The organism is Sphaerisporangium sp. NPDC049457 (assembly GCF_055586705.1).
The window spans coordinates 23,950-32,987 of the sequence record NZ_JBVJHR010000039.1 but is presented as its reverse complement, the minus strand read 5'-3'; the positions used below and the strand labels follow the sequence as shown (position 1 = coordinate 32,987).

Annotated in this window: 5 protein-coding genes; 4 read left to right on the top strand and 1 reads right to left on the bottom strand. The window is 69.4% G+C overall.

Annotated elements, in window-relative coordinates; genetic code table 11:
* On the bottom strand, positions 1-1,378 hold a 1,378-nt coding region (locus tag ACZ6QO_RS37480), incomplete at its 3' end, for a ricin-type beta-trefoil lectin domain protein (RefSeq protein ID WP_465858218.1).
* Between the two features lie 1,203 nt (positions 1,379-2,581).
* On the opposite strand from ACZ6QO_RS37480, the gene ACZ6QO_RS37475 reads away from it, so the two are divergent.
* The 4 genes from ACZ6QO_RS37475 (at position 2,582) to ACZ6QO_RS37460 (ending at position 8,889) form a co-directional block, all read left to right on the top strand.
* Complete coding sequence (locus ACZ6QO_RS37475; protein WP_465858216.1) at positions 2,582-3,418, top strand: SAM-dependent methyltransferase; 837 nt, start codon at positions 2,582-2,584, stop codon at positions 3,416-3,418.
* 228 nt (positions 3,419-3,646) lie between these two features.
* Complete coding sequence (locus ACZ6QO_RS37470) at positions 3,647-5,128, top strand: lectin (protein ID WP_465858215.1); 1,482 nt, start codon at positions 3,647-3,649, stop codon at positions 5,126-5,128.
* A gap of 44 nt (positions 5,129-5,172) precedes the next feature.
* Positions 5,173-6,714, top strand: coding sequence for an arabinofuranosidase catalytic domain-containing protein (locus tag ACZ6QO_RS37465; RefSeq protein ID WP_465858213.1), 1,542 nt, complete (start codon positions 5,173-5,175; stop codon positions 6,712-6,714).
* A gap of 273 nt (positions 6,715-6,987) precedes the next feature.
* Complete coding sequence (locus ACZ6QO_RS37460) at positions 6,988-8,889, top strand: ricin-type beta-trefoil lectin domain protein (protein WP_465858211.1); 1,902 nt, start codon at positions 6,988-6,990, stop codon at positions 8,887-8,889.
* Positions 8,890-9,038 lie beyond the last annotated feature (149 nt).

The following is a 9,038-nucleotide window of genomic DNA, read 5'->3' as shown; positions in this document are numbered from 1 at the left end:
CGTCCAGGCACTTGCTGCCGTAGACGCGAAGCTCGCCGCTCGCGGTGGGCGTCCACTGCTGGTTGGCCTGGCCGTTGCAGTCCCAGATCTGCGCCTGGGCGCCGTTGGTCTGCGACGCGGCGGTCAGGCAGCGGCCGGAGCCCGCCCCTCTGATCCCGCCGGTGCCGGTGGGAGTGGGCGTGGGCGTCGGGGTGACGATGCCGCCACCGGTCACGATGTACATGGCCGCGCCGTGTCCGGGCACCGAAGCGCTGATCGTCCCGGACGAGGTGCCGGTCGTGTGCGCCCACAGGTCGCGCACCGAGTAGGAGGAGGCGGACCCGAGGCCGATGGCGGAGGCGGTGGTGGAGACCGTCGCGGTGGAGGTGCCCCGGTTGAGCAGCACGACCGCGACCGAGCCGTCGGACATCGGCTTGCGCCAGACCTCCAGGTTCCCGTTGTCGCTGATCTTGTGGCCCTGCTTGCCGCCCCAGTCCTGGTTGACCGCGATGACCTCGGTGTTGGTGAGGGTCGTGCGGGTCTCGGCGCTCATCGAGCGGATGTCGTTGCCCGCGATGAGCGGGGCGTTCAGCAGCGCCCACAGGCTGAAGTGCGCCCGGCCCTCGGTCCCGGTCAGCGAGCCGACGCCGACCTCCAGCATGTCGGGGTCGTTCCAGCCGCCCGGCCCCGAGTAGGCCTCCAGCCCGACCTGCTGGTCCAGGATGCCGGTGATGGAGTTCCAGTTCGCCCCGATGTCACCCGTCGTGCGCCAGGAGTTGCCCACCGGCATCCCCCAGGTCCACACGCTCTCCTGTCCCCAGTTGCACAGGCTGTACAGGATCTGGCGCCCGGTGGCGGCCAGCGCGTCCCGCATGGCGGTGTAGCGCTGCTGCCCGTTCTTGCCCTGGTGGTCGCCGCAGTTGTCGTACTTCAGATAGTCGATCCCCCAGGACGCCCACAGGGCCGCGTCCCGCCGCTCGTAGCCCAGGCTGGCCGGGTACCCCGCACAGGTGGTGGTCCCCGCCGAGGAGTAGATGCCGAGCTTCAGCCCTTTGCCGTGGACGTAGTCCGCCAGGGCCTTCATGCCGCTGGGGAACTTCTGCGGGTCCGCCACCAGGTCCCCGCTGGCGTTGCGGCTCTTGGTGGACCAGCAGTCGTCGATGTTGACGTACTTGTAGCCCGCCGCCGCCATGCCGCTGGAGACCATGATGTCCGCGGTCTGCCGGATGAGGCTTTCATTGATATTGCAGAAGAAGGTATTCCAGTCGTTCCACCCCATTTGCGGGGTACGGGCGAGCCCATTCTCCAGCGCGACGGCCGGCGACGACCCGCCGCCGATCGCGACCAGAGAGCCCGCGGCGAGTACCGCCGCCAGCGCCCATTGAGTGATCTTACGCATCTGACTCCTATTGATACGGGGGGGTGAGCGTCCGTACGGTCGCGCCGCCGGCTTCGCGCCGTCACCGTCGGCAGGCCTGCCCGATGCGGTCCCAGGCGATCACACAGCTGCTGCGGGCAGCGTGGCCTGAGTTAGCGTTAACACATTCCTCCCTGGACGAGGGCGACAACCGGCCGGTGGCGACAAGGTCGGCCACGACCTTCGGATGCGGGCTCCGCCGACCAGACCCGGCGATGATCGGCCCGGTCCTGTGTGACATCGATTCGTATCGTTAGTTGTGAGCGCTAACAACGGTTTCGGTAGATCCGGAACCATTCGGACTGACAAGAGGTGGTGGTGTGGCGGAGCCAACCTGACATGACGAGATACGTCAAGCCCCGCGGTCCGGCGCGGTTCCGCCGCGCGCCGGGCGCCCCGATCCGCCCTGACGAGAGCGCGGTCCGCACCGCGCGGGGAGAGCGGGGTGATGAAACATTCATCAGATGGTGACACGGCGGGACCGGCGTCGCGCTCACGCCGGCGACGCCCGCGACCGGGTGGCACCAGCACGCCCGCCCGCATTGGGAGCCGGCGTAGATCGAATCGGTTCGCTGGCGGTCTTGACATGTTACGTGACGGTTTCCACACTGAGTCTCCAGGCGGCTTCCTCCTGCCGGAGCTGGTGGTGAGCGGCAGGTGCTCCCGGATGTGACGCGGATCGGTGACAAGCCGGTCGCGGCATGCCCGGGTCTCCCACATCTCTCATCGACCCGGCAATGGAGGCTTCGGCATGGGCACGAACGACGCCACCGGCAGCGGCAGTGAGCCGTTCACCCGGTCCTGCGACGGCGGAGTCGACCGGCGCCGGACTCGCACCTGACCACGCGAAGAGGTCCTCTGGCCCCGGCGCCATCCTGGCACGCTCGCCGCGACGGTCCATCGGCGTGCCTGGCGGCTCCGGCCGGTCACGCGACCTCTCTCGATCTTCGCCCGTATACGCGAAGGACGTTGTGGGAAAATGCGAGTTCCGCGTATCGCAAAACACCGGTTTCTTGGATTCAGAGGAAACAAAGCTCCATAAGTGATTATCGGCTACAAAACAGATCCCCTGCCACCAGGCAGTGGCAGAGCATCCGTATGACGGGCGTTCCTCTGGCACCCTACGGCGGCGGTCCGCGGCGACCGAGGAGGAGAGATGAGACGCAGAGGAAACGAGGAGCAGGGATGTCGGACATGACGGCGCCTTCGGCGGCGGAAGAGGCTTTCCGCCGCATCAACACCAAGATCGCGCACCCGGCCCGGATATACGACTACCTGCTGGACGGCAAGGACAACTACGCGGCCGACCGCGAGGCGGCCGAGCAGCTCGTCAAGGTCTCGCCGGGCACGCGCGCCGGCGTCCGCGCCCACCGCGCCTTCCTCCGCCGAGCGGTGCACCACCTCGCCGCCGAGGCCCGGATCGACCAGTTCCTCGACATCGGCACCGGCATCCCCACCCAGGGCAACACCCACGAGGTGGCGCAGAGGGTCAACCCCGACGCCCGGGTGGTCTACGTGGACAACGACCCGATCGTCCTGGTCCACGGCCGCGCCCTGCTGACCGGCAGTCCCACCGGCGCCACCACGGTGATCGAGGCCGACCTCCGGCAGCCGAAGGCGATCCTCTCCCATCCCGATGTGCGAAGGGTGCTCGACTTCAGCCGTCCGATGGCCGTCATCCTGGCGGGCGTCCTGCACTTCATCACCGACGACGAGGACCCCTACGGGGTGGTCGAGGAGCTCAAGGCCGCCGTACCGGCCGGCAGCCACCTGCTGCTCTCGCACATCACCCTCGACTTCGCCCCCCAGGTCGACCAGGAGGAGTTCACCAAGCCCTACGACAAGAGCACCGCGCCCATGGTGCCGCGCACGCACGCCGAGGTGACGCGGTTCTCCGACGGCTGGCGGCTGATCGATCCGGGCGTGGTCGAGGTCCTGCAATGGCGGCCGGACACGGTTCAGGAGGCGATCCCCGGAGGCGGTCACGCCTGGGCGTACGGGGGCATCGCCGTCAAGCCCTGACCGGCTGAGACACCGAGCACGAGCGCGCGGCCCCGACCGGTGCGGCCGAGCGCTGGTCTCACCATGCCCGAACGACGGTCGCGACGCGAAGAAGGCGCCCCCCTCCGGACCCGCGCGGCCACTGCCACGCCGAACTCCCCCGAGTCCCGGATCACCCCTCCATCCGGGCCGATGTCCTCGCAGTTCCCCCCAACCCACCGAATCTCATCGACGTACGGAGGCTCAGGCATGAGCGAACACGTCAATCCCGCGGCTCGATCCCGGCGGCCGCTCAGCGGTGTCCGCAGGGCGGCGCTCGCCGGCGCTCTCGGTGCGCTCGGCGTGGTGACGGCGCTGGTGGCGCCGGCGCCCGCCGGCGCCGCCGAGAGCACGCTGGGCGCGGCGGCGGCGCAGAGCGGCCGCTACTTCGGTGCCGCGGTCGCGGTCGGCCGGCTGAGCGAGTCGGCGTACACCACCACGCTGAACCGGGAGTTCAACCAGGTCACGGCAGAGAACGAGATGAAGTGGGGCCCTATCGAGCCCAACCGTAACTCGTTCAACTGGACCTCGGCCGACCGGCTGGTCTCCCACGCTCAGAGCAACGGCATGAAGATCCGCGGCCATACGCTAGTGTGGCACGCCCAGCTGCCGGGCTGGGTGAACGACAGCATGTCGGCCAGCGACCTGCGCAGCGCGATGACCAACCACATCAACCAGGTCATGGCCCACTACAAGGGCAAGATCTTCGCCTATGACGTGGTCAACGAGGCCTTCGCCGACGGCGGCGCGGTCGGCTCGCTGCGCAGCTCGATCTTCACCCAGAAGCTCGGCAACGGCTTCATCGAGGAGGCCTTCCGCGCCGCGCGGGCGGCCGACCCCGACGCCAAGCTCTGCTACAACGACTACAACATCGACGACGCCAACGCCAACAAGACCCGCGGCGTCTACAACATGGTCCGCGACTTCAAGGCACGCGGGGTGCCCATCGACTGCGTCGGACTGCAGTCGCACTTCGGCAACCCGCCGTCCAACTACCAGCAGAACATCGCCCAGTTCGCCGACCTGGGCGTGGACGTGCAGATCACCGAGCTGGACATCGGCGGCTCCGGCTCCACCCAGGCCGACGCCTACCGGCGCGTCACCCAGGCGTGCATGAACGTGCCCCGCTGCACCGGCATCACGACCTGGGGGGTCACCGACAAGTACTCCTGGCGCAGCGGCGACACCCCGCTGCTGTTCGACGGCAACTACAACAAGAAGCCGGCCTACACCTCCGTGCTGAACGTGCTCAACAGCGTCGACCCCAACCCCAACCCCACGCCCACCCCGACGCCCACCGCGGGTGGCGCGGGCGCGATCCGCGGCGTCGGATCGGGCCGGTGCGTGGACGTGACCGGCGGCTCGCAGTCCAACGGCGCCCAGGCGCAGATCTACGACTGCAACGGGCAGGCCGGCCAGCAGTGGACCTCCACCAGCTCCAGTGAGCTGCGGGTCTACGGCAACAAGTGCCTGGACGTGAACGGCGCGAGCACCGCCAACGGCGCCACCGTCATCATCTGGGACTGCAACGGCCAGAACAACCAGAAGTGGCGGTTCAACTCCGACGGCAGCATCACCGCCGTCGGCGCCAACAAGTGCCTGGACGTGCCGAACAACGCCACCGCCAACGGCACCAAGCTGACCATCTGGTCCTGCAACGGCGGCGCCAACCAGCGCTGGACCCGCACCTGACGGCACCCGGTGAACCGACTGGTCCACCTCACTAAGGAGAAACGATGCGATTCTCATCCGATCCGTCACCGGGTCGCGTGACCGGCGGGGGGCGCTCGCCGTCTCGCGTCGCCGCCTGTGCGGCGGCGGTGCTGGCCACGGTGGTGGCGATCACGTTGACCTGGACGGTGCCGGCGTCGGCGGCGGCGCCGTTGGTCAGCGCGGCCTCCGGCCGGTGTCTCGACGTCAGGGGCAACACCGACGCGGCGGGCACCGGGCTGGACATCTGGGACTGCAACGGCCAGGCCGACCAGGCGTTCGAGTTCACCTCCTCCGGCGAGCTGCGGACGTTGAACGGCACGCGGTGCGTCGACGCGTACGGCAACCAGACCGCGCCCGGCACGCAGGTGATCATCTGGACGTGCAACGGGCAGGCCAACCAGAAGTGGCGGCAGAACTCCAACGGCTCCATCACCGGCACGCAGTCGGGCCTGTGCCTGGACGTCAACCAGGCCGCCACCGCCAACGGCACCGCCATCATCCTGTGGAACTGCAACGGACAGGCCAACCAGAGGTGGAACACCTCGTCGACCCCCTCGCCGACCCCGACCCCGACGACGACCCCGACGCCCCAGCCGCCCGGCGCGCGCCCGTGTGACATCTACGCCTCGGGCGGCACGCCGTGCGTGGCCGCGCACAGCACGGTGCGGGCGCTCTTCGGGTCCTACAGCGGCAACCTCTACCAGGTCAGGCGCTCCTCCGACAACGCGACCAGGAACATCGGCGTCCTGGCCGCGGGCGGCTCGGCCGACGCGGCGGTCCAGGACTCCTTCTGTTCGGGCACCTCCTGCGTCATCACCGTCGTGTACGACCAGTCCGGCAGGGGCAACGACCTGTGGTACCAGGGATCGAGCGTGGTCCCCGGCTCACCGCAGAGCAGGCCCGCGACCGCGACGTCGGAGTCGCTGACGGTCGGCGGCAACAAGGCGTACTCGCTGTACATCAACCCCAGCAACAGCTACTGGAGGGACGGCCACCTGACGGGCGTCCCCACCGGCAGCGCGCCCGAGGGCATGTACATGGTGACCAGCGGCACGCACGTCAACAGCGGCTGCTGCTTCGACTACGGCAACAGCGAGACGACGCGCAAGGCCGACGCGGCCGGCGCGATGGACGCGATCAACTTCAGCAGGCAGTGCTGGTTCGGCGGCTGCTCGGGCAGCGGCCCCTGGGTCCAGGCGGACCTGGAGTGGGGACTGTTCCCCGGCGGCAGCCAGTCCTGGAACCCGAACCAGAGGGCGTTCACCAGCAAGTTCGTCACCGCGACGCTCAAGAACAACGGGACGTCGCGGTTCGCGATGAAGGGAAGCAACGCGCAGTCGGGCGACCTGTACACCCTGTACGACGGCTCGCTGCCCCCGGGATACAGCCCGATGAAGAAGCAGGGGGCGATCATCCTGGGCAGCGGCGGTGACTGCTGCAAGCCCGACGGCGGCGCCAACCTCAGCGCGGGCACCTTCTACGAGGGGGCCATGGTGTCCGGTTACCCGTCGGACGCCACCGAGAACGCGGTGCAGGCCAACGTCGTCGCCGCCGGCTACCGCTGACCCAGGGGATCATTCCCGATCCACCGCGGACGCGGGCGGCGCCCGCCGGCCGAGCGCGGGCCATCGTTCCTCACGGAGCGGTGGCCCGTGCCCCACGGGGCGAAAGGGCGCCCGGAACCACCGCGTTCACGTCCACGACACCCGCCATTGACATCACCAGGGGTGCGACCTAGGCTGCGGTCGAATCGATTCGACAAGGACATCCTGGGTTTTCACCTCCCCCCATGAAACCGATCCACTCTTGTGCGCCGCACCACGAGTGAGGAGTCCGAAATGAAGGTTCGCGACCTCGTCCACCGAGCGCGGCTGTGGCGACCTCCGCCGTCGCCGCCGGCCCATCGACCCCGTCCTTCCGTCTCCGAGGAGTCACGTGCGGACCTCGCACCCGGCGGGCGGCGAGGCGGCCGCCGCTGGATCGCCGCCCTGCTCTCCGTCGGCGCGCTCGTCGCCAGCCCCGTCATGACGTCCGCCACCCCGGCGGAAGCGGCGGACCAGTCCATCTCCGTCGACTTCTCCGCCGGCGGCGGCACGCCGACCTACCGGGCCTCCGGCTGGATCTACGGCATGACCGAGAACGGGGCGAACCCGCCGGACCACTTCTTCACCGACGTGAAGTACCGGTACATGCGGGCCGGCGGCGCACAGCTCGACGGTCCCGGCGGCTGGGTGTCCGGCAAGTACGACCGCCGGTGGAACGCCACCCGCGCCCAGCTGCTGCGCACCCGGTCACTGGGCGGGGAGTTCATCCTGCTCGTCCACGACCTCTGGGGCGCCGACGGCTACGCGATCTCGCGGTTCCCCGGCGACAACGGCAACTGGACCGACTACGACAACTTCCTCACCCGCCTGATCAGCGACGTGCAGGCCACGGGCGCCCCGGTGCAGTGGGACCTGTGGAACGAGCCCAACATCACGCTGTTCTGGAACCGCCCCCAGTCCCAGTACTTCGAGCTGTGGCGGCGCACCTACCAGCGCGTCCGGGCCGCGTTCCCCTCGCACCTCATCGTGGGCCCGAGCTGCGCCTGCGTGCCCTCCACGGGCGGCTGGTGGACCCAGTACCTGGACTACGTCAAGGCCAACAACGTGGTCCCCGACATCATCAGCTGGCACTCCCTGCCCGGCGACCCGGTGTCGAACGTCGCGACGGCCGACACCACGCTGAACTCGCGCGGCATCGCCCACCCGCGGCCGTACCAGATCAACGAGTACGGGGCGTCCAACGAGCAGAACCCGGCCGACGGCGCCTGGTACATCTCGCGCCTGGAGCGGGCCGGCGCCGACGGGCTGCGCGCCAACTGGGCCAGCGGCGGCAACCTGCACAACGACCTGGGCAACCTGCTGGTCCACAACTCCTCCGGCCAGTACCAGCCGAAGGGCGAGTGGTGGGTCTACGCCTTCTACGGCTCCCAGACCGGCCAGATCGCCTCGGTCACGCCCAGCTCCAACTACGACGCGTTCGCCACCAAGGCGGCAGGGACGGCCAAGGTCCTGGTCGGCGGCGGCACCACGACCGGCAACATCGCCGTCAACCTGCGGCGCCTGGACGCCACGAGCGGCATCGTGGAGAACAACCAGGTGAGGGTGGTCGCCGAACGCGTCCCCCACAACGGCGGCGGCGCCGTCTCAGGGCCGGTCACCATCCAGAACGCCGTGGTGACCCTGTCCAGCAATGGCACGACGGTCAACCTGCCGCACACCGCCGTCGACGACGCCTTCACCATCACCATCCTGCCCCCCTCCTCCGACCCGGGGCCGACCCCCACGCCCACGCCCACCCCCACCGCCGGGGCGACGTCGGTGCTGCGCAACGTCAACGCCGGCCGGTGCCTCGACGTCCCGAACGCGAGCACCACCAACGGCACCCAGCTCAACCTGTGGGACTGTGGCACCGGCAGCAACCAGCGGTTCACCTACACCTCGGGCAAGCAGTTGCAGGTGTACGGCAACAAGTGCCTGGACGCCAGCGGACGGGGCACCAGCAACGGCACCCAGGTGATCATCTGGGACTGCAACGGCCAGACGAACCAGCAGTGGAACGTCAACGGCGACGGCACCATCACCGGCGTGCAGTCCGGCCTGTGCGTGGAGGCGAGCAACTTCGGGACCGCGAACGGGACCAAGGTGCAGCTGTGGTCCTGCACCGGCACGACCAGCCAGAAATGGACCAGAAGCTGACCCTGCGACGCTGACCCTGCGACGCTGACCCGGCGACGCTGAGTCGGCGCCCGCTGAGTCGGCGACGGGGCCGGGGGGGGGGGGGGGGGGGGGGGGGGGGGGGGGGGGGGGGGGGGGTGGAGGAGGGAGGGGGGGGGGGGGGCGGAGAG

Bases quoted from the DNA above. Each gene is read 5' to 3' on its own strand.
- ACZ6QO_RS37465 (WP_465858213.1), top strand. From the start codon at position 5,173: ATGCGATTCTCATCCGATCCGTCACCGGGTCGCGTGACCGGCGGGGGG.
- ACZ6QO_RS37460 (WP_465858211.1), top strand. From the start codon at position 6,988: ATGAAGGTTCGCGACCTCGTCCACCGAGCGCGGCTGTGGCGACCTCCG.
- ACZ6QO_RS37470 (WP_465858215.1), top strand. From the start codon at position 3,647: ATGAGCGAACACGTCAATCCCGCGGCTCGATCCCGGCGGCCGCTCAGC.
- ACZ6QO_RS37475 (WP_465858216.1), top strand. From the start codon at position 2,582: ATGTCGGACATGACGGCGCCTTCGGCGGCGGAAGAGGCTTTCCGCCGC.